Below are 24,404 nucleotides of genomic sequence, written 5' to 3'. Positions count from 1 at the left end.
CTGTCGGCTGCAGGGTTTAGCCGCCCGGCAATCAGTCGCCTTCGCCAGGCGCTTCGGAGAAGTATTTCGCCAGCTTGCCTTCTTCGCCATCCTTGTCCTTGGCGTCGGGCAGCGGATCGCGCCGTTCGGTCAGGTTCGGCCAGATCGAGGCAAACTTGGTGTTGAGCACGAGCCACTCGTCCAGCCCGCTCTCGGTGTCCGGCTTGATGGCTTCGGCGGGGCATTCCGGCTCGCACACACCACAATCGATGCACTCGTCGGGATGGATCACGAGCATGTTCTCGCCTTCGTAGAAACAGTCCACCGGACACACTTCCACGCAATCGGTGTACTTACAGGCGATGCAATTGTCGGTGACGATATAGGTCATATCGGGCGGCAGTCCGGCAGGGTCTCAACGCGTCCGGTGCTAAACCGTTTTCGGACGCGCTGCAAGGCTGCAAAGGCGCACCATTTGGCGCGAGACGACGCGACGTTGAAACCTTTTGCCGCCATCGATGCTTGTCCTCGCAGATGAGGAGAGCATTGCCATGCACACACTTCCCGATCCGTCACAGCGCCAGCCCAAGGGCGATCACAACCGCCGGGTGTCGATGGGCCTCGATATCGATCAGTTCGCGGCGGAGGCCGGCGTCTCGCCCGAGGCGCTGCGCGAATATGAAATGACCAGCCCCGACCACAGCTTCGATATCGAGGTGGCCCGGCGCGTCGGCTTCACCCTCGAGCGTCTCGAACAGGTCCTCCCCAATTCCGAGACCGGTCGGAACACAATCGCGCCTGAGGGGTTGATTCAGTCCAACCCGGAACATTCAGGAGTACCAAAAATGGACCATTCCAATCACGTCCGTCTGTCGTCCACCGAGCTCACGCCATCCCTGCTGGAAGGCGCGACCATCTATGGCGCTGACGACCACAAGGTGGGCCATGTCTCCCATGTGCATGGTAGCGGCGCAGCCAGCCAGATCATCGTCGATGTCGGCGGTTTCCTCGGCCTCGGCGCCAAGCCGGTGGCAGTTCCGGCCAGCGACCTGGAATTCATGCGCGACGAGGACGGCGACATCCATGCCGTTACCGCGTGGACCAAGGACCAGCTCGAAAAGATGCCCGAGCACCATCACTGATAAAGCCAAATCGGCCCGGGAGCGATCCCGGGCTTTTTCGACGTCAGCCTTGGCCGACCAGCGCGTTCAAAGCCACGACGGCACCAACGCAGCAGACCGCCCCACCAAAAATCAGCCAACGGTCAAGTCCACCCCGGGAACCAAACACCTCCGCCCAGAAGCGATCCCGCAGGACCGCACGGTCCTGTTTGCTGAGGCCGGCATTCTGCAGCATCGAGCGCCCCAGCATGCCGGAGCGCAAACTGACCCGGTAGCCCCCGATGATGAAGGCGCATATCCCGGCTGCAAATAGGCACCCAGCCATTGTCGGCCAATCCATATGCGTCTCCTCGACGGTATTCAGTCCGGATTGCTTGCCTGAACTGGGTGGGTATGGCGATAGACCAGATCCTCGGGGTCCTGCCGCGGCGCGTCGGCATCGCGCACGGCTCCGAGCCGCTCGGCTGCCGCAATTGAGGCCATGTTGGCCGGACCGATATAACTGACCAGGGTGGGCAGGCCACGCTCGGCAAAGGCCCAGTCGCGCAAGGCGCCCGCCGCTTCCACCGCGTAGCCGTGCCCTTCATGCCCTTCAAACAACAACCAGCCCAATTCCTTTTCTGGAAAGAGTGGCCCGTGATTGATGCCCACCTGCCCGACGCACTCACCCGTCAGGCGCAGATCGATCATCAGCGCCCCATGGCCGAACAGGTGCCAACAGGCGACGTCGTGGCAGAACAACCCCCAGGCCGCGAAGCTGTCATAGGGCCCGCCCATATACTTCGCGCGTTCCGAAGTGAGCAGCTTTTCCATGGCAGGGAAGTCGGCGAAGACCGGCGGACGCAGGATGAGGCGCTTGGTGGTCAGGGTTGGGATCATGGTGTTTCCGCCTTACCTCGCCGCTCCGTGAGAGGTGAGAAGGCCCTACTCATCATCCCCACCATGCAGCCGGTCCGTCTCTCGCCGCTCCTTCTTGGTGGGGCGGCCAGCCCCGTCGCCGAGTGGAGCGATGGCTGCCTCATAGGGCGATTGCTCGGCTTTCGGCAAGACGGGCGGCGATAGATCCTCGTAGAGACCCTGGGCCTCGCTGGCCGGGCCGCGCCGCACGCCACAGTCGACAATACGCCAGACCACGATGCGATTGTGGAGGGCCATGGTCAACACGTCGCCGGCGCCCACCTTGAGGTCGCTGCGCAACGTGCGTTCGGAATTGACGCGGATGGCGCCCGTCTCGATGACCTTCTGCGCCAGCGTGCGCGACTTGAGCGCGCGCGAAAAGAACAGGAACTTGTCGAGCCGCTCCTTGCGGACCGGATCGCTCGTCCCTGCCAATCTCTACTCGGCCTTGCGGTCGCGCAGCGCCGCAAGCTTGGCAAAGGGGCTGTCCGGATCGAACGCCTTTTCTTTTCGTTCCTCGCGTGGCCGCTCGAAGCGCGCCTTGTCGCCCTGCTGGTCGGCCGGGCGGCGATTGTCGTTGCGACCCTTGCCTTCGAACTTCGGCTTCGGATTGAGGTGACGGGCCTTGGTAAGGTCCTGCACCTCGCCTTCGGGACGGCGCGGTGCCGTCGGGCGCTGGTTGCGCTCGGGACGCTTGGCCTGCCCTTCGCCCTCGGGACGGCGGCGATGGTCATGCCGCTTGGCATCGACCCGCTTGCCGGCTGGCGACCAGACTTCGTCAAATTCCGGCTCAGCAGGTGCGGCCGGCACGGATTCGGCAGTTTCCGGCGCCGATTCGACAACCGTCGTGGCCGGGATGTCGGCTTCGACCGACGGCGCGACATCGGCCGTCACCGCTTCCACCGGCGCTTCATCGACGGCGTCGACACTGGCCGGGTTCTCGGCCAGCACCTCTTCCAGCGCCGGCGCTTCGGCCGTTGCCTCGGACGCCACGGCGGGTGCCGCAACCTTGGGGGTGCGCTTGACGCGATAGCCGAGCGAATTGAGGATCGAGGCGAAATCTTCGCCCGAGCAACCCAGGAGTGAAGTCATCTCGACGGTGACCCGGAAGCCATTGCCCTCGGCGGCGCCCGCGGGCAATTCGCCCTGGTGGCGGGTGGGATCGAGCGCAATCAGCGGCCGGATGATATCGGCGAGGCGTTCAAGGATGTCGACGCGCACGGCGCGTTTGCCGGCCACCTTGAAGCCGGCAATTTCATAGAGCCGCGTATCGACTTCAGGATCGACCACGAAGCTGGTGCGGCCGCTCAGCACGATATGGGGAATATCGGTGACGCCGGGCTGACGCACGCCGCCATGCTTGAGCGCGAAGAGGATCAACGCCAGCTCGCGCGGGGCGGGCTTCAGCGAGAGCGGCAGATAGATGTGGTAGGCGCCGAACTTGATGCCCAGCTTGCGCATCTTGCCGCGCACGTCCTGGTCGAGATTCTTGACCTCGTCAGCCACCTGGCTGCGCGGGATCAGCCCCAGATGTTCGAACAGCTGGAAGGCGATGCCCCGCGCCGCGCCATCGAGATCGGCCGGGGCCTCGAGCGCCATGACGCTTTCGAGCACGGTATTGATATGGTGGCGCAGCCAGAGGCTGAGCCGCTCCTGTACGCGTTCGAGATCGGTGCCGGTGAGGGTTTCGTCGGCCAGCATCAGGATGCGCGGCCGGTAGAGCGCGTCACCCTCGATCAGTTCGGCAACGATATCGCCCTTCCAGCGCATGCGCCCGTCGGTGGCCAGCACGAATTCCTCATTCGGCGCGCCGGCAAGCCGGTCGGCACGATTATGGATTTCAGGCGCCACCACCTGGTCGGCCGCAGAGCGCAGCCCCTTGATGTCAACGTCGCCATCATTGCGGGCCAGGGTAAAACGGAAGCCTTCAAGCGTGCCGATGAGATGGCCTTCCAGCCGCACTTCGCCACGCTCATTGATCTCGGGAGATGCCATACGTTTGTCTTTCAGGTGACGAAGCAGCACGCTCGTGCGCCGGTCGACGAACCGCTGGGTAAGCCGCTCATGCAGCGCATCACTCAGCCGGTCTTCAATGTCTCGGGTCTTTTCGCGCCAATGTGAAGGGTCTGCAAGCCAGTTTTTGCGGTTGGCGACAAAGGTCCAGGTGCGGACCTGCTTGATCCGGTTGCTCAAAGTATCGATATCGCCGCTCGCATTGTCGCAAAAGCGCACCTGCTCGGCAATCCAGTCCTCGTTGACCTTGCCGCGTTTGACTAAGTCCGAGTAAATCCTGGTAACGATTTCGCCGTGATTGGCCGGCGAAATGCCCTGATAGTCTGGGATTTGGCAGCATTCCCAGAGCAATCGCGCGCCATCGAGCCCGCGTGCCAACTGCCCGGCTTCATTGCGGGAAACGAATTCCAGCGCATGCTGGTCCTTGGCGATGGGCACCCGCGTCAGGCTGCGATGCTCCGGCGTCATCTCGAGACTGTCGCGCAAGGCGTTGATCGACGAAAAATCCAGCTGATTGTTGCGCCATTGCAGCACTTTAATCGGGTCGAAATCGTGCGTTTCGAGCGCCACGACCATTTCTTCGTCGAATCCCTCGGTCCCGCCGGTGACGCCAAAGGTGCCGTTTCGCGCATGCCGGCCCGCCCGCCCGGCGATCTGGCCAAGCTCGGCCGGGGTCAGCGGACGGCTGGTATGGCCATCGAACTTGCTGTCATCGGCGAAGGCCACATGATGGATATCGAGATTGAGCCCCATGCCGATGGCATCGGTGGCGACGAGGAAATCCACGTCGCCATTCTGGTACAGCTCGACCTGCGCATTGCGGGTGCGGGGCGACAGGGCGCCCATGACGACGGCTGCCCCGCCGCGCTCGCGGCGGATCAACTCGGCAATGGCATAGACCTGTCTTGCCGAGAAGGCGACGATGGCCGAGCGGGTCGGCTGGCGCGAAATCTTCTTGGAGCCGGCATAGGTCAGCTGGGAAAAGCGGGGTCGGTCGATGATCTCGCAATGGGGCAACAACCGCTTGATCACCGGCGCCATGGTGGCGGCGCCCAGCAGCAGGGTCTCGCTACTACCGCGCGCATTGAGGATGCGATCGGTGAAGACATGGCCTCGATCGAAGTCGATGGCGGTCTGGATCTCGTCGATGGCCACGCAATCGACGCGAATGTCGGTGGGCATGGCCTCGACGGTGCAGACCCAGTAGCGGGGCCTGGCCGGGACGATGCGCTCCTCGCCCGTCACCAGGGCTACCGCGCCCTCCCCCACCCGCTCGACACAGCGCTGATAGACCTCGCGCGCCAAAAGACGCAGCGGCAGGCCAATCATCCCCGAGGGATGGGCCAGCATTCGCTCGATGGCAAAGTAGGTCTTGCCGGTATTGGTCGGGCCAAGAATCGCCTTGACCGATTGAGGAGGCGCGAAGGTCATTGTCGCCAATGTAGGGGCTTGCATCGCCGGATGCGAGGCCTGCCAGACATTGTCCCAGGAAAGGACAGCATTACGACCGTTTTGTCATGATGGTTTACCTGGGGAACATGAGGCGAACGAAACAGCACCGAATCGGCGCGACTCACTGAGTCCGGCTTCGTTCACGGCTAGGGCTGGTGGTTCCGAGCCATCGAGGACACAAGTGTCGAGCCAGGGCGACCTGCATTGCGAAAAACGCGCCAAATCCGTTCAGCTTGCTTGCCAAACGGTTAATTCACCCCCGAATCGAGCCCTTCGTGACCGAAAGGTAAAGGACTGCACCTGAAAGATTCTTCGCCGTTCATCAATGCCTGGGCGGCATTGCTGGCCCGCGGGACATCAGATTGAGGAAGTCGGCTGTTGACCGTGCCGAACTGGAACAGGGGCTACTGACAGGTTCCGACAGGGCAAGGGTCCAGAACCACCGCCTCCCTGACTGCAATCGGATTCAATCATGTCCCAGTTTGACCTCGCCGCCCTGCCCGCGCCCCTGGGCGACTATTTCACCGCCGGCGACCGCCGCGCCATCATCGGCACCTTCGCTCCCGACGCCCGCGTCCGCGACGAGGGCGAGGACCATGTCGGCACCGTTGCCATCGCCAATTGGCTGGACCGTGTCGAAACCCACTACCAGCCGCGCTACGCGATCAAGGACGCCAAGACCGCTGGCGACCAGACCGTGGTGACCTTTGTCGTCTCGGGGACTTTCCCCGGCAGCCCGGCCACCTTGCGCCAGCAATTCGTCATCGCGGGCGACAAGATCACCAGCCTCGTCACGCTCTAGCCTGTCCCATTCCGGCACGATGGGGACCCCTTGGTTCCGCTCCCGTTCACCTCTGGTCCAAAGCCGGAACGAACAGGGAGCGAATCGGGCGAACCCCGCAAATGCGGCTTTGTTCACCGCAAGCGCTGGGGGGCCAGGGGCATGCCGGACACAAGAGCGCGCTGCCTCGCCGCCGGCTGCCGGGAGATGGCCGAAAACCGCTTCATCTCCATTGCCAAAGGATGAAGATCGGGCGTTTTGGCCAGACTGTGAACGGCGCATTGCCGACGATTTTACCCGCAGATGCAGCGCGTTAACGCAAAGGCGCCCGCAATGCGGGCGCTCTGACGGGCAAAATTGAGGATAAACCCGTTGACCGTCCCAGAGCGGGACGAAGCCTACTGGGTCAGCTTGGTCAGGACCATGGAGAGATCGCCCATATTGGTGCCCAGCAGCACACGATAGGGGATGAAATAGCCGGTCTCGAGCAGGGGCGCGTACCAGATGATGATCCGGTCGCTCTCGGCCAGATAGGTGGTGATGTCCGAGCTGGTGAAGTGGCCCGAAATGGGGTCGTAGTTGACCGTGCACAGCACGACCGGCCCCTGGTAGCCGGTGCGGGGCGATGTGGCTTCGTCTTCGCCAGCATAGCTCATGGCAATGTCGAAGCGCTCGACGCCGGTAAAGATCCGCGCCTGGCGCTGGCAGAGGCTCTTGTCGAGCCCATTGCCCTTGAGCACGAAGGTGGAGAGAAAGTCGCTCACGCCGGTCAGGTGCCGGCGCTCGAGCGGGACGCGATCATAATTGTCGATTATCGGCGGCTGGACCTGGAAGGCGGAGACGTCGCGCCCGGCAAAGGACACATCGACGTTGAAGCTCTCGCCATTGGCGCGGGTTTCGAGGTCGAACGTGTCCGCCATCAGGTTCTGGCCCGAGGACCGCCCCACCGAGGATGCCTTGGCCGTGCCGCTCGCCACCAGGGTGCCGAGGCCCGCGACATTGGCCGACAGGTCCATCCGGTAGCGGCTGCCATCGTCTTCGAGGTCAACCGTCATGGCGGCGATATTGATCCCGCCCAGCGTCAGCACATAGCTGGCCGACGCGTTGACCTCGGCCGCGTTGACGCTATGGCTGAAGAAAACGGCCAGCGAGGCCAGGCAGGCATGTCGGAACTTGATCAAGGGACAAAGGTCTCTGCAGTGAGCGGGCGCGAATCAATGATTGCTTCAAAACTGCCTGCCGCTTATGGCCCATGCAAGGCGCTCGCGGGCGTTTGAGGCCGCTTTGCCTTGACTGCAGCGCCCGTTTTCTCTAAAGAGCCGCCAGATTTCACAACAATCGAGGCCCGTCGCGGACTTCTCCGCCACGCAGGACCTTTACACAAATAGGATATCTTCCAAATGGCACGTCGCTGTGAATTGACTGGCAAGGGTGTGATGGTTGGCAACAACGTCTCCCACGCCCTTAACCGTACCCGTCGCCGGTTCCTCCCGAACCTGGTGAACGTGACCCTGCTGTCCGAGGCGCTGGACCGCCCGGTCAAGCTGCGCATCTCGGCTGCTGCCCTGCGCACGGTCGAGCACCGCGGTGGCCTTGACGCCTTCCTGCTCAAGCAGAGCGACGACACGCTGTCCCCTCTCGCTTTGGGCATCAAGAAGGAAGTGCGCGCCGCCCTCGCTGCCTAAGCGTTCGGCCGACAGGAATTTCAGCCGCGTGGGGTAATGCCCGCGCGGTTTTGTTTTGGGGGCGCCGTGACCATGGTGCCAAACCGCTTCAAAATAGACTACAAGACAACCTCCGCCCCGGTCTGATGCCGGCCCCGCGGTTACATTGAGGTGCATTCTGATGCTTGCTCGTTTCCTGGTGGCTGTTGCCGCCATGGTCGTGGTCGTTGCCGCGTCCAATTTCCTCGTTCAGTTCCCTGTCGCCTTCCAGCTGGGCGACATCAATGTCGGTGATATCCTCACCTGGGGCGCCTTCACCTATCCGGTGGCCTTCCTCGTGACCGATCTCACCAATCGCGCCTTCGGCCCTGCCCGCGCCCGGTTCGTCGTTATCGCCGGCTTTGCCGTCGCGGTCGTGCTCTCGATCTGGCTGGCCACGCCCCGCATCGCCATTGCCTCGGGCACGGCTTTCCTGCTGGCCCAGTTCCTCGATATCTCGATCTTCCACCGCCTGCGCAACGGCGCCTGGTGGCAGGCGCCGATATTCTCCTCGCTGGTGAGCTCGGCGCTCGATACGATCCTGTTCTTCTCCCTCGCCTTCGCCGCCCCCTTTGCCGCCCTGGACACCATGTTCGGCCGCGAGGACGGCTCGCTGGCCTTCCCCGCGCCGCTGCTGGGCGTCGGCCCCGAGGTTGAACTCTGGGTCTCGCTGGGGCTGGGTGATTTCTTGGTCAAGCTGGTGCTGGCGGTGTTGCTGCTTGCACCCTACAAGACGCTCCGCGGCTGGTTGGCCGGCTGGAGCGCCGTGGCGGCCTGAGACCGTCTATTCTGGCAGCGCGAATTCCAGCAGGAGGCTGCGCTGCCAGTCGTTGAAATTGTTGTCCGACCCAATGAGGATGCGCAGCTCGCCATCGGGCGCCGTATGCACGGTCATCGATTCCATGTTGTCGATCGAGCCGCCGCTGGCTGACAACAATAGTTCGCCCGCCATCACATTGTCCGGCCGCACTTCGGCGGCGGGCACGCGGCGCAGTTCCATCACGAAACTCAGCATCGAGACGCCGCGCTCCAGCACGAGGAGATCCCCGTTGGGCAGGAAGGCGCATTCGGTGGGGTTCACCACCGGGCTGTTCTGGTAGCCGATCGGGCCCTTGTCGTTCTGCCCCAGCAACCAGCCGCGGTGATTGCCCTCGGCGTCGAGATATTCCTCGGCCAGAAGCAGGGTCGAGCCCGCAATAGGCGAGGCCGGCGGCGCGATGCAGACGGATTCAAGTGTTTCATTGGTCCGCCGGTCGGTCAGCCAGTCCGGAATCGCCACCTCGCGCGCCGGGCCGCCCGGAACGCCATTGTTCAGCGCAAAATCGGCAACCCGCGTCAGGTGCTCGAAACCCACCCGCAGCGCGACCGGCACCCCGTCGCGCAACACGGTATCGACGCCCTCGGCATCGCGCGCATATTGGCGCGGCAAGACCTCGCCCCGCGAGTTCCGCATCGGCTCGATCGTCACGCCGATAAAGCCGAACAGCGTGTTGGCATCGTCATAGGCCAGCTGGCCGGTAACGAAATTGCCGCGATCGGTGACGAAGACCACCTGCTGGTCAGGCCCGGTGACGGCGAGACCGGAGAGCCCGCCAAAGGTATCGTCCGGGCTGGTCATGGCGACGCCGCCGCGAAAGACCAGCCTATCCACCGCCTGGCCGACCGCACTGTCCTTGAACTGGGTAATCTGGGTTGCCGTCACCGTCACGTCGACAGCGGCGGCGGGCATCGTCCCCGCCAGCAGCGCCGCAGCAATGGCGCCGAACCGGGTCATCCGCGTCCGCGCCGACGCGATTGGGCCGGCATTTCTTCGTCGAACAATGCCGCCAACTCGTCGGTCAGCGCGCCCGCCAGTTCCTCGGCATCGAGCAGGGTCACGGCGCGGCGATAGTAACGCGTCACATCGTGCCCGATGCCGACGGCCACCAGCTGGATGGGCGAACGGGTTTCGATATCCTCGATCACCTGCCGCAGATGGGCTTCGAGATAGTTGCCCGCATTGACCGACTGCGTGCTGTCATCGACCGGCGCACCATCGGAAATCACCATCAGGATGCGGCGGGCCTCGGGACGAGCCATCAGGCGCTTGCGCGCCCATTCGAGCGCCTCGCCATCGATATTTTCCTTGAGCAGCCCCTCGCGCATCATCAGGCCGAGATTGCGCCGTGCATGGCGCCACGGCTCGTCGGCCGACTTGTAGATGATGTGGCGCACGTCGTTGACGCGGCCCGGATTGGCCGGACGCCCGGCTTCGAGCCAGGCCTCGCGGGACTTGCCGCCCTTCCAGGCGCGGGTGGTGAAGCCCAGGATCTCGACCTTGACGCCGCAACGCTCCAGCGTGCGGGCAAGAATGTCGCCGCAGATCGCCGCGATGGTGATCGGCCGCCCGCGCATCGAGCCCGAATTGTCGATCAACAGCGTCACGATCGTGTCGCGGAAATCGGTGTCGTTCTCGACCTTGAAGCTCAGCGCCTGCATCGGATCGGTCACCACGCGGGTGAGCCGTGCCGTATCGAGCAGCCCCTCCTCGAGGTCGAACTGCCAGCTGCGATTCTGCTTGGCCATCAGGCGACGCTGCAGCTTGTTGGCCAGTCGCGCCACCGCGCCGGCCAGGTTTTCCAACTGCTTGTCCAGCAGGCTGCGGAGCTGGTCGAGCTCGTCGGGCGGGCAGAGGTCGGCCGCCTTGACGATCTCGTCGAACTTGGTGGTGAAGACCTTGTAGTTGAACTGGTTGGAGAGCTGCGTGCCCCCGTCCTTGGCGGGTGGTGGCATGGGCGCATCTTCGCCGGCCTCGGCGGCGGCATCGTCGTCGCTGTCGGCCATGTCCGATTCGATGCCGTCGACATCGCCGGTCTCTTCGCTGTCGCCGGCCTGCTCGTCCTGCTCGCTGTCCTGGCTGTCGTTTTCGCCTTCGCCCTGTTCGGGGGACTTGTCCGAGCTGTCGCCGCCCTCGGGCTCCTGGTCGTCGCCCTCTTCCTCCTCGGAGGAATCGGCATCGTCCATGTCGCTTTCGGGCACGAGATTGAGGTCGCGCAGCAGCGCCTTGGCCGCCTTGGAAAACTCATCCTGGTTTTCGTAGCGCGTCAGAAGCTCGTCGAGCGACTTGCCACCCTTGTCCTCGATCTCCTTGCGCCACAGATCGACCAAAGCATGGCCGGACGGGGGCACCGGCACGCCGGCCAGCTTCTCGCGCAGCAAAAGGCCCAGGGCCTCGGCAATCGGCGCATCGCCCTTGCTGTCGACCTCGGCGAAGTTGGCACGGAACAGCCGGTCTTCCAGCATTTCGCCGATATTGCCGACCATGCCCGGCATGCGCACGCAGCCCAGGGCCTCGACACGGGCCTGTTCCAGCGCATCGAAAGCCGCGCGGGCCGTAGGGTCCATCGGCGAGCGCTTGCGGTGGGTATCGGGGTCGTGGCTGGCCAGCCGCATGGCCATGGCGTCGCCCTGCCCGCGTGCAATGGCAATGTCGCGCCGTGTAGGCAGCCGCGGCAGGTTGGCAAGCCGCGCCTTGTCCGACGTCAGCAGCGGCCGGTCCGAAGTGAACGTGACGTCAAGGTCCGCCTTGCCGCCAATGGCGCGCACCGTGGCACCCATGGCGGATTTGAACACCTGGGTCTGGTCGGGCTTGTTGGCTTTGCTGCGCGGCGGTGTGGCCATGGGTCTATCGCTTCAATGCCCGCGACCCCATGGTTCGACAAGCTCACCATGAGGTCTACGGAACATCGCAGAATTCACAGTAGGCCCCGTGGTGAGCTTGTCGAACCACGAGACCGTGCGTGCGGCGCCTAGGCCGAAATGGCCAGGTTGGCCGAGCTTTCCGGCAGGTCTTCGCCGAACACGCGCTGGTAGAACTCGGCCACGACGGGGCGCTCGAGTTCGTCGCACTTGTTGAGGAAGGTCAGCCGGAAGGCAAAGCCCACATCGCCGCCGAAGATCTGGGCGTTCTCGGCCCAGGTGATCACCGAGCGGGGCGACATCACGGTCGAAAGATCGCCATTGATGAAGGCCTGGCGCGTCAGATCGGCCAGCCGCACCATGTTGGAAACGAGCTTCTTGCCCTTTTCCGTCTCGGCATAGGCTTTGTTCTTGGCCAGGACGATGCCCACTTCCTTGTCATGCGGCAGATAGTTGAGCGTCACGACCAGGCTCCAGCGGTCCATCTGGCCCTGGTTGATCTGCTGGGTGCCGTGATAGAGGCCCGACGTATCGCCCAGACCGATCGTATTGGTGGTCGAGAACAGCCGGAATGCCGGGTGGGGCGTGATGACGCGGTTCTGGTCGAGCAGCGTCAGCCGGCCGGCGACTTCGAGCACGCGCTGGATCACGAACATCACGTCGGGACGGCCGGCATCATATTCGTCGAACACCAGCGCCACATTGTTCTGCACCGCCCAGGGCAGGATGCCGTCGCGGAATTCGGTGACCTGCTTGCCGTCCTTGAGCACGATCGCGTCCTTGCCGACGAGATCGATACGGCTGACATGGCTGTCGAGATTGACGCGCACCAGCGGCCAGTTGAGTCGGGCGGCGACCTGTTCGATATGGGTCGACTTGCCCGTGCCGTGATAGCCCTGCACCATGACGCGGCGATTGAACTGGAAGCCCGCCAGGATCGCCAGGGTGGTGTTGCGATCGAACAGATAGTCCGGGTCGATCGGCGGCACGTGGCTGCTGGTTTCCTTGTAACCCATCACCTTCATGTCCGTGTCGATGCCGAACAGCTCCCGGGCCGAATATTCGGTGTCGGGCAGATTGGTATACTCAGTCATGGCAAAGCTCTTGGCGGAAGGATCAAGGCGGGAAGGGCAGAAAAGACGCGGGCTCTATAGCAGCATTGTGACGGAGGCGGTAGCCACCCCAACCTCAGGGCTACTTTGCGACAAACCCGGTTTTCTTGAGATGGGCATAGGCGGCGATGATGGTGCGCAGGCGCTCTTCCGAGGCCTTGTCACCACCATTGGCATCGGGGTGGTGGATTTTGACCAGCGTCTTGTAGGCGCGCTTGATGTCGTCCGACTTGGCCTGCCCGATAATGCCCAGCGTTTCGAGCGCCCGTCGGTCCTGCTCATGCAGCGGCTTGACGCGCTCGGTGGCCGGCTTCTGCGACTGGCGATGACGATATTTGGCAAACACGCCGAACGGGTCGCCAAACCGGTCCCCCGGACGCAGGCCCGCCGTCTGGGCCGAACGCGAGGTCCGCGTGCCCGGATTGCCGGTGGCAAAGCTCGAGCGGCTTTCGGCCTTGGGCGGCGCATGCAGCGCCTCCTCCAGCTCGTCCTTTTCCATGCCGGCGAAGAAATTGAACGCCGTATTGTAGTGGCGGACATGCTCGAGGCAGAAGTGGTGATACTGCCCTTCGCTGCGGGCACCCTTGGGCGCGCGGTACTCACCCGCCAGCTCGCACCCCTCCCAGTCGCAGACATGCTCGATCGGCGCCGGTTTTTCTTCCCGGCGCGGCTTGATGCGAATGGTGTCGAAGAGCTTGGATTGCAGTTTCATTGCGCCTAGTTAAATGCCTGAACCATATAGAGGCCCGACGTCATGAGTGCCAGTGACACTATTACCGCCAAGCTCACCGCGAAATTTGCCCCCGCCTTCCTCGATGTGATCGACGAATCGATGCAGCATCATGGCCACGCCGGGTGGCGCGAGGGTGGTGAAACCCATTTTCGTGTCAGAATCGCGACCCGTCATTTTGACGGGATGAGCCGCGTTGCGCAACATCGTGCCGTCATGGACGCTCTGGACGCCGAACTCAAGGGCCGCGTCCATGCCCTCGCCATCGAAGTGCTGCCGTCCCAGGGGCCATTCGAGCTGCCCAACCGGGTCTAGGTGGCCTTCAGCCCTGCGGGTCCTGCGGCTGGATGCGCCGCACCAGCACGCGAGCCACGCGCTGACGATCGCGCTCGAGCACCTTGAAGTGAAAGCCGTGCGCGTCGATTTCCTGCCCTTCTCGCGGGATCACCTTGGCGGCATCGATGACCACACCGGCCACGGTATGAGCGCGGCTGTCGGGGAAGTTCCAGCCCATGGCACGGTTGACGTCGCGCACCGGCAGGCTGGCATCGACACTATAGCCGCCATCCGGCAGCCGGCGGATGCCGTTGAGCAGCTGGTCTTCGGGCTCGTCATGCTCATCGGAAATCTCGCCGACGATTTCCTCGATGATGTCCTCCAGTGTCACCAGCCCTTCGACGACGCCATACTCGTCCAGCACAATCGCCATATGCTCGTGGCGCTTGCGGAACTGGGCGAGCTGGGAATGCACCGAGGTGGATTGCGGCACGAACCAGGGCTTGTAGACGATGGTCTTGACGTCCACCGCCCGCGCTTCGCCATTCACCCTGGCCAGCGCCCGCAGCACGTCCTTGGCATGCAGCAGGCCGACGATGTTGTCGGGGCTGCCCTCATAGATGGGGATGCGCGTATAGGCGCTGTCCAGCACCTGCTCCACCAGCTCGTCCGCCGGCAGGTCGATATCGAGCGTCAGCATCTGGGTGCGATGCACCATGACGTCGGACACCCTGAGGTCGCGCAGGTCGAGAATGCCACCCAGCATGTCGGCATCATGCTTGATCACCCCGCCTTCGGCATGGAGGTAGTCCACAGTCCCGCGCAGCTCGTCATGACCCGATCGCGCATCTTCCTCGCTGGCCCGGACGCCGAACAGGCGCAGCATGGCGGTCACCAGCCACTGCACCGCCAGCGTCACCGGCGCGAACACCACGACGATGATATTGATGGCCGGCGCCACTGCCAGCGCAAACGAATCGGGGCGCATCAGCGCCAGCGTCTTGGGCATCACTTCGGAAAACACCACGACGGCGGCCGTCATGGCCAGCGTGGCATAGACAATGCCAGCCTCGCCGAAGATCTGGATCAGCAGGCTTGCCGCCAGCGTCGAGGCCAGGATGTTGACGACATTGTTGCCCAGGAGGATCGCCCCGATCAGCCGCTCCTTGTCCGCAATCAGCTTCTCGACGGTCAGCGCCCGGGAATCGTCATTGCGGGCCAATTGGTGGATGCGGGCCCGCGAGGCGGCAGTCAGGGCTGTTTCCGAACCGGAGAAGAAAAAGCTCATCGCCAGGAGAGCAACGATCGCCAGGGCGGTGATCAGCATGGGCTATGGCGTCCTTTGTTGATTGAGAAACGCTGCCACCGAGCCGGGCTCGACATTGCGTTCGATGAAGGCCTTGCCGATGCCGCGTGTCAGAATGAAGGTCAGCGCGCCCCGCGAAACCTTCTTGTCCTGGGCGATAGCCGCCATCAGCAATTCGGTAGAACCCAGCGCACCGGGAATATCAGACAAGGTGGTGGGCAGGCCCGCTTTCTGCAAGTGCGCGGCGATGCGGCCAGTGTCCTGGCTCGGCGCCAGGCCCAGCTGCGCCGAAAAGCCATGCGCCAGTATCATGCCCACGGCAACGCCTTCACCATGCAGCAGGCGGTCGGAATAGCCGGTATCCTTTTCCAGCGCATGGCCGAAGGTGTGGCCCAGATTGAGCAGCGCCCGCACGCCCAGCTCTTTCTCGTCCGCGATCACCACCCGCGCCTTGTGCGCGCAGCAGCGGGCAATGGCCTCGCCCCGCGCCGGCCCGCCGGCGAAGATCTCGGCCTGGTTAGCTTCGAGCCAGAAGAAGAAGTCCTCATCGTCGATCAGCCCGTACTTGACCACTTCGGCATAGCCGGCCGCAAACTGGCGGGGCGACAGCGTATCGAGGGTCGACAGGTCGGCCAGCACCAGACGCGGCTGGTGGAAGGCGCCGATCAAATTCTTGCCATGCGGCGAATTGATGCCGGTCTTGCCGCCGACCGAGGAATCCACCTGCGCCAGCAGCGAGGTCGGCATCTGCACGAAATCCATGCCCCGCCGCGCAATCGAGGCGGCAAAACCGCCCAGGTCCCCGATCACGCCGCCGCCCAGTGCGATGACAAGATCGCCCCGCTCCAGCCGCGCCGCCAGAATGCCCTCGACCGCCTGGCCAAGCAGGGTCCAGGATTTGGTGCTTTCGCCTGCCGGCAGCACGATCTCGGTATGGCCGAGCCCTGCAGCATCGAGCGAGGCGAGCAGCCGTGGCAACTGCGCCTTGGCGACATTGTCGTCGGTGATGATGCCATAGCGGCGCCCTGGAAAGCGCTCGGCCAGGATGGGCCCTGCATCGTCCAGCAGCCTGTCGCCAATCAGGATGTCATAGGCCCGCTCACCCAGAGCGACGTGAACCTTGTGAGCAATATCGGCCATGGTCAGTCCCGGCGTTGGAGATGGGCGAGCACTGCATCGATCACGTCACCCGCCACCACATCCTGCGGCACATCGCGGGAGATGACCGTTACGTCGGCCTCGGCATAGATCGGGTAGCGGTCCTCGATCAGCTTTTCGAGCGTCTCGCGCGGATTGGCCGTCTTGAGCAGGGGCCGGTTGGAGCGGCGCGAGACGCGCTCGAACAGGATGTCCACCTCGGCCTTGAGCCAGATCGAAATCGCTTCGGCCTTGACCAGCGCGCGCGTCTCGCCATTGACGAAGGCGCCGCCGCCGGTCGCCAGCACGACATTGCTTTCCTTGAGCACGCGGGCGATGACCCTGGTTTCTCCGGCGCGGAATTCGGGCTCGCCCCGCTGCTCGAAGATTTCGGGAATGCTCATCTGCGCGGCCTTCTCGATCTCCTCGTCGCTATCGAGAAAGTGGCGCCCCAGGCGATTGGCCAGCCGGCGGCCGACCGTGGTCTTGCCCGCCCCCATCATGCCGACCAGCACCAGCGGCTTGCCGGCGAGACGCTCGGCAAGCTGTTCGGCGCGGGCCTGCCGCAATGCCGCGTCCGGTCGGTTCAAATGGCGCTCCCCTAACGTTGCCGCTATCAAGCCGTCCCGCCCTCTCCTGTCAAGAACTTGCAGGCCGGCGCCTCACAACGCACTATGCCTACGGAAACGAAACCTTTTTCTGTCAGATTGCGCATAGTTTTGACCGCCGGACCGCCATGCCCACCCTGATCCGCCTCATCATCACGCTGCTTTTCCTGGCTGGACTCGTCTATGCCGGCATGGTCGCACTGATTGCCTTTGTCGAGCCGACCCCCAAGGAAGTGACCATTCGCATTCCGACGCGCGACCTGCTCTCGGGCGGACAACCGGCCCTGCCCGGCACGGAACAGCCGCCTGCAGAAGCACCCGCAGCAGAACCAGCCAATCCATGAGCAGCCACCTGATCGGCGCGTTTCTCGAGATGATGAGCGCCGAACGCGGCGCTGCCAAAAACACCATCGACGCCTATCGTCGCGATCTCTCCGACTATGCCGGTTATGTCGCCGGCCGGCAGCAGACCCTGCTGGCCGTCGGGCGCGAAACGGTCAATGCCTATCTCGATCGCCTCCGCCTTGATGGTCTCTCCGCATCCTCGTCTGCGCGACGCCTCTCGGCCATCCGCCAGTTTCATCGCTTCCTCTGCGCCGATGGCATGCGCAGCGATGATCCCACCCGCATCGTCGCCAGCCCCAAAAGCCGCCGCGCCTTGCCCAAGGTGCTCTCCATCGCCGAGGTGGACAAGCTGCTCACCACCGCCGAGGCCGAAGCCAATGCCGAGGCCTCGCCGCAAAAGCAGGCGGCGGCGCTGCGCCTCTATGTGCTGCTCGAACTGCTCTATGCCACCGGCCTGCGCGTCAGCGAGCTGGTGAGCCTCCGCCGCTCGGCCGTCATGCGCGACACCAGCTATTTGACCGTCACCGGCAAGGGCAACAAGGAGCGCGTCGTGCCGCTCAACGACCGGGCCCGCGACGCCATCAAGACCTATGTTGCGACGCTCGAAGCCGGCCCATTCCTCTTTCCCGCCACGGGCGCGGAAGGCTACCTCTCGCGCCAGGTCTTTGCCCGCGACCTGAAGAGCCTCGCCGGTCGCGCCGGCATTTCCGCATCGCGGGTCGCCCCGCATGTGCTCCGCCACGCCTTTGCCAGCCATCTCCTGGCCGGTGGCGCCGATCTGCGCGTGGTGCAGATGCTGCTCGGCCACGCCGATATCTCGACCACGCAGATTTATACCCACGTGCTCGACGAGAAACTGCGCACCCTGGTGGAGACGCATCACCCCTTGGCAGGGGGCTGACTATCTGACCTCTCCCTTCGGGGGAGCGGTCAGAGCACCCTTTCCTGTGTCCCAATCCCGGTCGAGCCTTGACTCACTGTTGCGCCGTCGCCACTTTCCGGCCACTTTGGGGCGCAACAGCAGCGGCCTTATGATAGGGTCCGTAAAACAGACCCCTAACGGGCAGGTGGGATGCAGTCTTATCTCGATTTTGAAAAGCCGGTTGCCGATCTTGAAGGCAAGATCGCCGAGCTCAAGGCTATGGCCGCGACCGATCAGGCCGTGAGCATCGACGAAGAGGTCAATCGGCTCTCCAGCCGCGCCGACGAGGCGCTGATCGAGATCTACAAGCGCCTGACCCCATGGCAGAAGACCCAGGTGGCCCGCCACCCGCAGCGCCCGCATTTTTCCGACTATGTCGGCAAGCTTATCACCGAATGGACGCCCCTGGCCGGCGATCGCAAATATCGCGAAGACGCCGCCCTGCAGGCCGGTTTCGGCCGCTTCAACGGCCAGTCCGTCGCCATTCTGGGCCAGGAAAAGGGCAGCTCGACTGAAACCCGGCTCAAGCATAATTTCGGCATGGCCAGCCCTGAGGGCTACCGCAAGGCCGTCCGCATCATGGACATGGCCGACCGCTTCAACATTCCATTGATTTCCTTCGTCGATACGGCGGGTGCCTATCCTGGCATCGGCGCCGAGGAGCGCGGCCAGGCCGAGGCCATTGCCCGCTCGACCGAGAAATGCCTCGAGCTCGGCGTGGCCAATATTGCCATCGTCATCGGCGAGGGTGGCTCCGGTGGCGCCATTGCCATTGCCGTCGCCAACCGCGTGCTGATGCTGGAAAATTCCATCTACTCGGTGATTTCTCCCGAAGCAGGTGCCTCCATCCTGTTCCGCGACGCCGCCAAGGCGCAGGACATGGCCACCGCCCAGAAGATCACCGCCCAGGACCTGCTCGGCTTTGGCGTGATCGACGGCATAATCCCTGAACCCGCCGGCGGTGCCCATCGCCACCACGAGGCGGTGATGGACGCCACACGCAATGCCATTTCCAGCTTCCTCGCCGAATTTGGCAGCCGAGGGCGCCTCGAGACCCGCGAGCACCGCCGCGAGAAGTTCCTGGCGATCGGTTCCGCACTCTAGATCTGAGTGCCCCCTCCTAACGTCTTCAATCGTGCACAACGCGCCGAACATCCCCTCCCCCTTCCCGGGGGAGGCTGGATGAGGGTCTCCGCGCCCATGCCTCGGGGAGAGGTAATAAGCCAACACACTCGCGTGATATGACCCGGCTTCCAGCCGATTTTGCTGCGTGGTAATGGTTCGTTCACCAGCAATTCTCATGCTGCGGTAACCAACTGGCCCTATGGGTCACCGCTCCATTGTTCTGCACCGGGCCGACGATCTTGACCGCCACGTTCCTCCGCAAGCTCTCATCGATCCTGATCCTGCTCTGGGTGGCATTTGGCCTGGTGGCCTGCGGCGGCTTCATGCCCAAGAGCAATGACAATCGCCACAACCAGCCGCTATCGAGCGTCACCCAGGCCGGCTTGCGCAACATGGGCTCCTCGCCCGGCGAAGCCATGGTCATCCGCATCTTCAAGCAGGAAGAGACCCTCGAAGTCTGGAAGCGGACCAGTGCCGGCCAGTTCCGCTTGTTCAAGACCTACGAAATCTGCGCCTATTCGGGCGATCTTGGTCCCAAGATCAAGGAAGGCGACCGGCAGAGCCCGGAAGGCTTCTATACGATCACGCCGGGCCTGATGAATCCTCGCTCGAGCTATTATCTCGCCTTCAACACCGGCTTTCCCAACAAGTTCGACCGCGCCCATGGCCGCACCGGCAGCGACCTGATGGTGCATGGCGACTGCTCCTCGCGCGGCTGCTACGCCATGACCGACCAGGGCATTGCGGAAATCTATGCGCTGGCCCGCGAGACCTTCAAGGGCGGCAATCCCAGCTTCCAGCTGCAGATCTTTCCCTTCCGCATGACCGCGGCAAACCTGGCCAAGCAGGCCTCGAGCCAGCACCTGGCGTTCTGGAAGGACATCAAGGAAGGCCACGACCTGTTCGAGCTGACCAAGGCGCCGCCCGCCTGGGACGTCTGCGAGCGTCAGTATATCTTCAATGCCAGCAGTGGCGGCGCGCTCAACCCGATGGGGCCCTGCCCCGCCGTAGTACAGATCGCCGGGCTGGCCGAAAAGCAGCAGGCCGACGAGATGGCCTTTGCCAGCGCCGTCGAGAGCGAGGCCCAGAAGGCGGCCCGCCTCGCCGCCGAAGCCGAGCGCGAGGCCGCCGCCGTCGCGGCCGCCAAGGAGCGCGGCGAAGCCATCAACGGCGCTGTGTCCGGCCTGTTCGGCGGCCTGGGCAGCATGTTTGGCGGCAAGGATGACGATGTCGTGCCGGTAATGAGCGGCAAGCCCGCGCCCAAGCCGCTGCCCCGGCTCGAACGCCCTTAGGCACTACCCCGCATCATCCGCCTTGCCATCGCCCGGCAACGGGGATGCAATGGCCTCGGTCGCGCACCATATCTGGGCCGCATTCCCGGGCAATGTGAGCCCGCCGGCCGGTGCCGCAACGGAGAGTTTGCCTTGGAAGAAACCCCTGCCGTCCAGAGCGAACCCAAGGCCACTGTGGAACCACCCAGGGCCGGCACACCGCGTGAACCCGCTCGCCGCCGCCTGCCTCTCGCCAATGTTCTCAGCTTCGTCGTGGGCCTCGTCGGCATCGCCGCGATTGGCGCGGCGACCTGGGTCTATGTCGAAACCCGGCGCGACATCGACCGGATTTCCACCGACATCGCGCAGATCCGCCTGAGCCTCGAACTCTTCGGCCAGATGAACCAGGCTCGCGATGTCACGGCCGGCGGCGACGCCGGCCTCGTGGATCTGGCCAACCGGATCGCCATTCTTGAGCAGAGCTGGCGCGGCACGGAGGGCGCAGCCGCCGATCCGCCGCTCGCGGCCACCGCGGCCCCCACACCACCTGCCGCTTCGGCGGGCGATTGCCTGCCCACCGGAACCCGTTTCCTCGTCACCTCCGGCGACAGCTATCCGGTCTGCGGCATTGCCGCCAATGTCGAGATCGGTGCGGTCGACAACGGCTTCCTCTCGCTGGCGGACGGCACCATCATCGCCTCGGGTGGCAATATCGGCCTGCCGGGCACCAGTTGCATGATCGGCGTCGTTTCGGCCGGTGAAGACGGCATGACCGGCTTCGCCGAAATCCGGGTGACCTGCTGAATTTCCGCGTTTCGGATACTGCAAAACAGAAGGCCCGGATCGCTCCGGGCCTTTGTTCATTCCATCGCGCCAAAATCTAGAAGGCGCCGTGGCAGTGCTTGAACTTCTTGCCTGAGCCGCAGGGGCATGGCGCATTGCGCGACACCCCGACCAGCAGCTGCGGATCGATCGGCTTGAGCGATGGGTCGCTGCCCACGGCGCCCAGCGCCCCGGCAATGGTCTCGCCGCCCACATCGGCATCATTCTCGCCAGTCAGCGGGTCGATATGGGTTTCCTGCAAGCGGCTGAGATCGGGCACGGGTGGCGTGATCGGCCGCGGCTGCAGCTCGACATGGCTGAGCTGGGTGGTCACCAGCTCGCGCAGGTTGTTGAGCAGGCCCTGGAACAGCTCATAGGCCTCCTGCTTGTATTCGGTCAGCGGATCGCGCTGGGCGATGCCGCGCCAGCCGACCACCTTGGAGAGGTGGTCCAGCGTCACCAGGTGGTCGCGCCACAAGCCGTCGATCGACTGCAGCAGGATGGACTTTTCCACCTGCCGCATGATCGCCGGGTTCGGCGCGCCATTCGCCGCCATGGCGGCAATGGTCCGCTCTTCCTTGGCCCTGGCATGCTCGTCGGCCGCCGCGATCAGCCGCTCGGTGACCGTTTCGGCATCAATGCCTTCCTCGGCCGCCCAGTCCTGCACCGGCACGTCGATATTGAGATAGGTCTGCGCTGCCGCGCGAAGCTGTTCCACATTCCACTGCTCGGGATAGGAGCGCGGCGGGATCGCCTTGGCGACGATGTTCTCGACCACGTCATGGCGCATGTCCACGACCGTGTCGCTGACATCCTCGGCATCCATCATCTCGATACGCTGCTCAAAGATCACCTTGCGCTGATCATTCATCACGTCGTCGTATTTGAGGATGTTCTTGCGGATGTCGAAGTTGCGCGCCTCGACCTTGCCCTGGGCGCGTTCGATCGCCTTGGTGACCCAGGGATGGGTGATGCTCTCGCCCTGCTCCAGCCCCAGCTTGCCTAGCATGGAATCCATGCTGTCGACCGGGAAGATCCGCATCAGGTCGTCCTGCAGGCTCAGGAAGAAGGCCGAATGGCCCGGATCGCCCTGGCGACCGGACCGGCCGCGCAGCTGGTTGTCGATGCGGCGGCTCTCATGCCGCTCGGTGCCGATGACCATGAGGCCACCTGCCGCCAGCGCCTTGGCCTTGTCGGCCGCAATGGTGGATTTGATCTCGGCGATCTTCTGCTCGCGGGCCTCCCCTTCGAGGCCCTCGCATTCGCGCTGGATGCGCATTTCGAGATTGCCGCCGAGCTGGATATCGGTACCGCGGCCGGCCATATTGGTGGCGATGGTGATCGCGCCCGGCAGGCCCGCATCAGCGACGATGAAGGCTTCCTGCTCGTGATGGCGGGCGTTGAGCACGTTCATCTGCCCGACATTCTTGCCGCGCAGGATTTCGGCCAGCATTTCCGACTTCTCGATCGAGGTCGTGCCCACCAGCACCGGCTGGCCACGATCCTGGCACTGCTTGATCAGGTCTGCAATGGCGTCGAACTTCTCGGCCGCGGTGCGGAAGATGGCGTCTTCGTCATCGATACGTTGCACCGGCACATTGGTCGGCACGGTGACCACGTCGAGCTTGTAGATATCGGCGAATTCTTCCGCTTCCGTCGCCGCCGTACCGGTCATGCCGGCCAGTTTCTTGTAGAGGCGGAAATAGTTCTGGAAGGTGATCGAGGCCAGGGTCTGGTTTTCCGGCTGGATCTTGACGCGTTCCTTGGCTTCCAGCGCCTGGTGCAGGCCTTCCGAATAGCGGCGGCCCGGCATCATGCGGCCGGAGAACTCGTCGATGATCACCACTTCGTCATTGCGGACAATGTAGTCCTTGTCCTTGCGGAACAGCTTGTGCGCCCGCAGGGCCGAATTGGCGTGATGCACCAGCGCGACATTTTCCACGTCGTAGAGCGAACCGGTCTTGAGCATGCCGGTCTCGGCCAGCTTGGCTTCGAGCTTTTCGATGCCCTGGTCGGTGAACGTGGCGGCGCGGTGCTTTTCGTCGAGCTCGAAATCGCCCTCTTCGATGATCGGCATCAGCTCGTCGAGCTTGAGGTAGAGTTCGCTCCGGTCATCCGACGGACCCGAAATGATCAGCGGCGTGCGCGCCTCATCGATCAGGATCGAGTCCACTTCGTCGACGATGGCATAGGAATGGCCGCGCTGCACCATCTGGGCGCGCGTATATTTCATGTTGTCGCGCAGATAGTCGAAGCCGAATTCGTTATTGGTGCCGTAGGTGATATCGGCGCCATAGGCCGCTTTGCGCTCGGCATCGGTCAGCCCATGTACGATAATGCCATAGCTGAGGCCGAGGAAATTGTAGATCTGGCCCATCCAGGCAGCGTCGCGGCGCGCCAGATAGTCATTGACCGTCACCACATGCACGCCCTCGCCCTTGAGGGCGTTGAGATAGACGGCGAGCGTGGCAACCAGCGTCTTGCCTTCACCGGTGCGCATTTCGGCAATGGCGCGATCGTTGAGCACCATGCCGCCGATGAGCTGCACATCGAAGTGGCGCATGCCCAGCACGCGCTTGCTGGCTTCACGCACGGTGGCAAAGGCAGGCACGATCAGGTCATCGAGATCGGCGCCCTTCTCGAGCTGCTCCTTGAACGCGGCGGTGCGGGCGCGCAACTCGTCGTCGCTGAGTTTTTCCAGCTCCGGCTCGAGGGCATTGATCGCCGCCACCTTGCCCTGGAAGCGCTTCACGTGCCGATCTGACGGAGAACCGAAGATCCGCCGGGCGAGCGAGGCAAGTGCCATATGTCAGGTCCTTTTATGACTCATCGGGGTGCGGCGGGGAGCTGCGCAATTGGCCCGTTCGGCCGCGTCGACGCGATGAGAAAGCCTTTCCGGCTTTGAATTTCTGGTATCCCGCCAGGCGGCGGAAAAAGCGGCTGAGATGTAAGAGCGGGTCCTTGTCTTGTCAACGTCGCCGAAATGGGCCACACCTCCGTGGCCCTGCCGGAAACCCCGGCAGAAACGGGTTTTCCGGCCATTGGTTGCTCATCTGCGCGTCGCGGCACATTTTGGCCCCGTTGCTGTGTGAGGGCAGGCCGGAACCCGCGCCAGGCATCGCCAGC

Annotated in this window: 24 protein-coding genes; 10 read left to right on the top strand and 14 right to left on the bottom strand. The window is 63.8% G+C overall.

The features are described from left to right. Positions 1 to 31 precede the first annotated feature (31 nt). A complete protein-coding gene (fdxA, locus tag ACLI1C_RS16425; RefSeq protein ID WP_411398629.1) occupies positions 32 to 370 on the bottom strand; it encodes a ferredoxin FdxA in 339 nt (112 codons plus the stop codon). A 454-nt stretch (positions 371 to 824) separates the two neighbouring features. On the opposite strand from fdxA, the gene ACLI1C_RS16420 reads away from it, so the two are divergent. Next, complete coding sequence (locus tag ACLI1C_RS16420) at positions 825 to 1,121, top strand: PRC-barrel domain-containing protein (RefSeq protein WP_411399069.1); 297 nt, start codon at positions 825 to 827, stop codon at positions 1,119 to 1,121. A gap of 43 nt (positions 1,122 to 1,164) precedes the next feature. Here the strand turns inward: ACLI1C_RS16420 and ACLI1C_RS16415 are convergent, their stop codons facing one another. The 4 genes from ACLI1C_RS16415 to ACLI1C_RS16400 are packed head-to-tail and all read right to left on the bottom strand — an operon-like array spanning position 1,165 to position 5,441. Next, the gene (locus ACLI1C_RS16415; RefSeq protein WP_411398628.1) at positions 1,165 to 1,440 is read right to left on the bottom strand and encodes a hypothetical protein; all 276 of its coding nucleotides are present in this window, start codon (positions 1,438 to 1,440) and stop codon (positions 1,165 to 1,167) included. 20 nt (positions 1,441 to 1,460) lie between these two features. Continuing rightward, complete coding sequence (locus tag ACLI1C_RS16410; RefSeq protein ID WP_411398626.1) at positions 1,461 to 1,979, bottom strand: GNAT family N-acetyltransferase; 519 nt, start codon at positions 1,977 to 1,979, stop codon at positions 1,461 to 1,463. A 45-nt stretch (positions 1,980 to 2,024) separates the two neighbouring features. Then, a complete protein-coding gene (locus ACLI1C_RS16405) occupies positions 2,025 to 2,432 on the bottom strand; it encodes an RNA-binding S4 domain-containing protein (protein WP_411398624.1) in 408 nt (135 codons plus the stop codon). Positions 2,433 to 2,435: 3 nt separating this feature from the next. Beyond that, positions 2,436 to 5,441: a helicase-related protein gene (locus ACLI1C_RS16400; protein WP_411398622.1), complete on the bottom strand. Its 3,006-nt coding sequence runs from the start codon at positions 5,439 to 5,441 to the stop codon at positions 2,436 to 2,438. Positions 5,442 to 5,934: 493 nt separating this feature from the next. Here ACLI1C_RS16400 and ACLI1C_RS16395 point away from each other — a divergent pair, with 493 nt between their 5' ends. Beyond that, complete coding sequence (locus ACLI1C_RS16395) at positions 5,935 to 6,264, top strand: nuclear transport factor 2 family protein (RefSeq protein ID WP_411398621.1); 330 nt, start codon at positions 5,935 to 5,937, stop codon at positions 6,262 to 6,264. A 377-nt stretch (positions 6,265 to 6,641) separates the two neighbouring features. Here ACLI1C_RS16395 and ACLI1C_RS16390 read toward each other — a convergent pair whose 3' ends face one another. Then, positions 6,642 to 7,424, bottom strand: coding sequence for a DUF3108 domain-containing protein (locus tag ACLI1C_RS16390; RefSeq protein ID WP_411398620.1), 783 nt, complete (start codon positions 7,422 to 7,424; stop codon positions 6,642 to 6,644). A gap of 219 nt (positions 7,425 to 7,643) precedes the next feature. Here ACLI1C_RS16390 and rpmB point away from each other — a divergent pair, with 219 nt between their 5' ends. Then, positions 7,644 to 7,928: a 50S ribosomal protein L28 gene (gene rpmB, locus ACLI1C_RS16385; RefSeq protein WP_411398618.1), complete on the top strand. Its 285-nt coding sequence runs from the start codon at positions 7,644 to 7,646 to the stop codon at positions 7,926 to 7,928. Between the two features lie 160 nt (positions 7,929 to 8,088). After that, the gene (locus ACLI1C_RS16380) at positions 8,089 to 8,724 is read left to right on the top strand and encodes a VUT family protein (RefSeq protein WP_411398616.1); all 636 of its coding nucleotides are present in this window, start codon (positions 8,089 to 8,091) and stop codon (positions 8,722 to 8,724) included. A 6-nt stretch (positions 8,725 to 8,730) separates the two neighbouring features. Here ACLI1C_RS16380 and ACLI1C_RS16375 read toward each other — a convergent pair whose 3' ends face one another. The 4 genes from ACLI1C_RS16375 to ACLI1C_RS16360 all read right to left on the bottom strand — a co-directional run bounded on the left by ACLI1C_RS16375 (position 8,731) and on the right by ACLI1C_RS16360 (position 13,448). Further along, a complete protein-coding gene (locus ACLI1C_RS16375) occupies positions 8,731 to 9,720 on the bottom strand; it encodes an esterase-like activity of phytase family protein (RefSeq protein ID WP_411398615.1) in 990 nt (329 codons plus the stop codon). After that, entirely contained in the window at positions 9,717 to 11,606 is a 1,890-nt protein-coding gene (gene cobT / locus ACLI1C_RS16370) for a cobaltochelatase subunit CobT (protein WP_411398613.1), read from the bottom strand. The genes ACLI1C_RS16375 and cobT overlap by 4 nt, the downstream gene beginning before the upstream one ends. Positions 11,607 to 11,734: 128 nt before the next feature. Next, the gene (gene cobS, locus ACLI1C_RS16365) at positions 11,735 to 12,718 is read right to left on the bottom strand and encodes a cobaltochelatase subunit CobS (protein ID WP_411398611.1); all 984 of its coding nucleotides are present in this window, start codon (positions 12,716 to 12,718) and stop codon (positions 11,735 to 11,737) included. A gap of 100 nt (positions 12,719 to 12,818) precedes the next feature. Next, positions 12,819 to 13,448 (bottom strand): J domain-containing protein, encoded by a 630-nt coding sequence (locus tag ACLI1C_RS16360; protein ID WP_411398610.1) that lies wholly within the window; start codon positions 13,446 to 13,448, stop codon positions 12,819 to 12,821. 42 nt (positions 13,449 to 13,490) lie between these two features. Here ACLI1C_RS16360 and ACLI1C_RS16355 point away from each other — a divergent pair, with 42 nt between their 5' ends. Then, complete coding sequence (locus ACLI1C_RS16355; RefSeq protein ID WP_411398609.1) at positions 13,491 to 13,781, top strand: BolA family protein; 291 nt, start codon at positions 13,491 to 13,493, stop codon at positions 13,779 to 13,781. 7 nt (positions 13,782 to 13,788) lie between these two features. On the opposite strand, the gene ACLI1C_RS16350 is transcribed toward ACLI1C_RS16355, so the two are convergent. The 3 genes from ACLI1C_RS16350 to ACLI1C_RS16340 are packed head-to-tail and all read right to left on the bottom strand — an operon-like array spanning position 13,789 to position 16,775. Beyond that, on the bottom strand, positions 13,789 to 15,069 hold the full coding sequence (locus ACLI1C_RS16350; protein ID WP_411398608.1) for an HlyC/CorC family transporter: 1,281 nt from the start codon (positions 15,067 to 15,069) through the stop codon (positions 13,789 to 13,791). Positions 15,070 to 15,072: 3 nt separating this feature from the next. After that, positions 15,073 to 16,188 (bottom strand): 3-dehydroquinate synthase, encoded by a 1,116-nt coding sequence (gene aroB / locus ACLI1C_RS16345; RefSeq protein ID WP_411398607.1) that lies wholly within the window; start codon positions 16,186 to 16,188, stop codon positions 15,073 to 15,075. A gap of 2 nt (positions 16,189 to 16,190) precedes the next feature. Next, a complete protein-coding gene (locus tag ACLI1C_RS16340; RefSeq protein WP_411398605.1) occupies positions 16,191 to 16,775 on the bottom strand; it encodes a shikimate kinase in 585 nt (194 codons plus the stop codon). Between the two features lie 146 nt (positions 16,776 to 16,921). Here ACLI1C_RS16340 and ACLI1C_RS16335 point away from each other — a divergent pair, with 146 nt between their 5' ends. The 5 genes from ACLI1C_RS16335 to ACLI1C_RS16315 all read left to right on the top strand — a co-directional run bounded on the left by ACLI1C_RS16335 (position 16,922) and on the right by ACLI1C_RS16315 (position 21,260). Beyond that, positions 16,922 to 17,137: a histidine kinase gene (locus tag ACLI1C_RS16335; protein ID WP_411398604.1), complete on the top strand. Its 216-nt coding sequence runs from the start codon at positions 16,922 to 16,924 to the stop codon at positions 17,135 to 17,137. Beyond that, positions 17,134 to 18,039: a site-specific tyrosine recombinase XerD gene (gene xerD, locus ACLI1C_RS16330; protein WP_411398602.1), complete on the top strand. Its 906-nt coding sequence runs from the start codon at positions 17,134 to 17,136 to the stop codon at positions 18,037 to 18,039. Before ACLI1C_RS16335 ends, xerD begins: the two co-directional genes overlap by 4 nt. 171 nt (positions 18,040 to 18,210) lie before the next feature. Then, positions 18,211 to 19,164 carry an acetyl-CoA carboxylase carboxyltransferase subunit alpha gene (locus ACLI1C_RS16325; RefSeq protein ID WP_411398600.1) on the top strand — a complete coding sequence of 318 codons (954 nt, stop codon included), beginning with the start codon at positions 18,211 to 18,213 and terminating at the stop codon, positions 19,162 to 19,164. 260 nt (positions 19,165 to 19,424) lie between these two features. Next, positions 19,425 to 20,477 carry a L,D-transpeptidase family protein gene (locus ACLI1C_RS16320; RefSeq protein WP_411398598.1) on the top strand — a complete coding sequence of 351 codons (1,053 nt, stop codon included), beginning with the start codon at positions 19,425 to 19,427 and terminating at the stop codon, positions 20,475 to 20,477. 132 nt (positions 20,478 to 20,609) lie between these two features. Beyond that, positions 20,610 to 21,260: a hypothetical protein gene (locus ACLI1C_RS16315; RefSeq protein ID WP_411398597.1), complete on the top strand. Its 651-nt coding sequence runs from the start codon at positions 20,610 to 20,612 to the stop codon at positions 21,258 to 21,260. Positions 21,261 to 21,336: 76 nt separating this feature from the next. Here the strand turns inward: ACLI1C_RS16315 and secA are convergent, their stop codons facing one another. Beyond that, on the bottom strand, positions 21,337 to 24,084 hold the full coding sequence (gene secA / locus ACLI1C_RS16310) for a preprotein translocase subunit SecA (RefSeq protein ID WP_411398596.1): 2,748 nt from the start codon (positions 24,082 to 24,084) through the stop codon (positions 21,337 to 21,339). Between the last annotated feature and the right edge of the window lie 320 nt (positions 24,085 to 24,404).

This window comes from Devosia sp. XGJD_8 (assembly GCF_046614475.1).
GTDB lineage: Bacteria > Pseudomonadota > Alphaproteobacteria > Rhizobiales > Devosiaceae > Devosia.
Note: the sequence above shows the minus strand (reverse complement) of the source record. Positions and strands in the feature narration are given on the sequence as shown.

What these genes read in the sequence shown, in the direction of transcription:
- fdxA (WP_411398629.1), bottom strand. Translation starts at nt 370, where the DNA reads ATGACCTATATCGTCACCGACAATTGCATCGCCTGTAAGTACACCGAT.
- ACLI1C_RS16420 (WP_411399069.1), top strand. Translation starts at nt 825, where the DNA reads ATGGACCATTCCAATCACGTCCGTCTGTCGTCCACCGAGCTCACGCCA.
- ACLI1C_RS16415 (WP_411398628.1), bottom strand. Translation starts at nt 1,440, where the DNA reads ATGGATTGGCCGACAATGGCTGGGTGCCTATTTGCAGCCGGGATATGC.
- ACLI1C_RS16410 (WP_411398626.1), bottom strand. Translation starts at nt 1,979, where the DNA reads ATGATCCCAACCCTGACCACCAAGCGCCTCATCCTGCGTCCGCCGGTC.
- ACLI1C_RS16400 (WP_411398622.1), bottom strand. Translation starts at nt 5,441, where the DNA reads ATGACCTTCGCGCCTCCTCAATCGGTCAAGGCGATTCTTGGCCCGACC.
- ACLI1C_RS16395 (WP_411398621.1), top strand. Translation starts at nt 5,935, where the DNA reads ATGTCCCAGTTTGACCTCGCCGCCCTGCCCGCGCCCCTGGGCGACTAT.
- rpmB (WP_411398618.1), top strand. Translation starts at nt 7,644, where the DNA reads ATGGCACGTCGCTGTGAATTGACTGGCAAGGGTGTGATGGTTGGCAAC.
- ACLI1C_RS16380 (WP_411398616.1), top strand. Translation starts at nt 8,089, where the DNA reads ATGCTTGCTCGTTTCCTGGTGGCTGTTGCCGCCATGGTCGTGGTCGTT.
- ACLI1C_RS16375 (WP_411398615.1), bottom strand. Translation starts at nt 9,720, where the DNA reads ATGACCCGGTTCGGCGCCATTGCTGCGGCGCTGCTGGCGGGGACGATG.
- cobT (WP_411398613.1), bottom strand. Translation starts at nt 11,606, where the DNA reads ATGGCCACACCGCCGCGCAGCAAAGCCAACAAGCCCGACCAGACCCAG.
- cobS (WP_411398611.1), bottom strand. Translation starts at nt 12,718, where the DNA reads ATGACTGAGTATACCAATCTGCCCGACACCGAATATTCGGCCCGGGAG.
- ACLI1C_RS16360 (WP_411398610.1), bottom strand. Translation starts at nt 13,448, where the DNA reads ATGAAACTGCAATCCAAGCTCTTCGACACCATTCGCATCAAGCCGCGC.
- ACLI1C_RS16355 (WP_411398609.1), top strand. Translation starts at nt 13,491, where the DNA reads ATGAGTGCCAGTGACACTATTACCGCCAAGCTCACCGCGAAATTTGCC.
- ACLI1C_RS16350 (WP_411398608.1), bottom strand. Translation starts at nt 15,069, where the DNA reads ATGCTGATCACCGCCCTGGCGATCGTTGCTCTCCTGGCGATGAGCTTT.
- aroB (WP_411398607.1), bottom strand. Translation starts at nt 16,188, where the DNA reads ATGGCCGATATTGCTCACAAGGTTCACGTCGCTCTGGGTGAGCGGGCC.
- ACLI1C_RS16335 (WP_411398604.1), top strand. Translation starts at nt 16,922, where the DNA reads ATGCCCACCCTGATCCGCCTCATCATCACGCTGCTTTTCCTGGCTGGA.
- xerD (WP_411398602.1), top strand. Translation starts at nt 17,134, where the DNA reads ATGAGCAGCCACCTGATCGGCGCGTTTCTCGAGATGATGAGCGCCGAA.
- ACLI1C_RS16325 (WP_411398600.1), top strand. Translation starts at nt 18,211, where the DNA reads ATGCAGTCTTATCTCGATTTTGAAAAGCCGGTTGCCGATCTTGAAGGC.
- secA (WP_411398596.1), bottom strand. Translation starts at nt 24,084, where the DNA reads ATGGCACTTGCCTCGCTCGCCCGGCGGATCTTCGGTTCTCCGTCAGAT.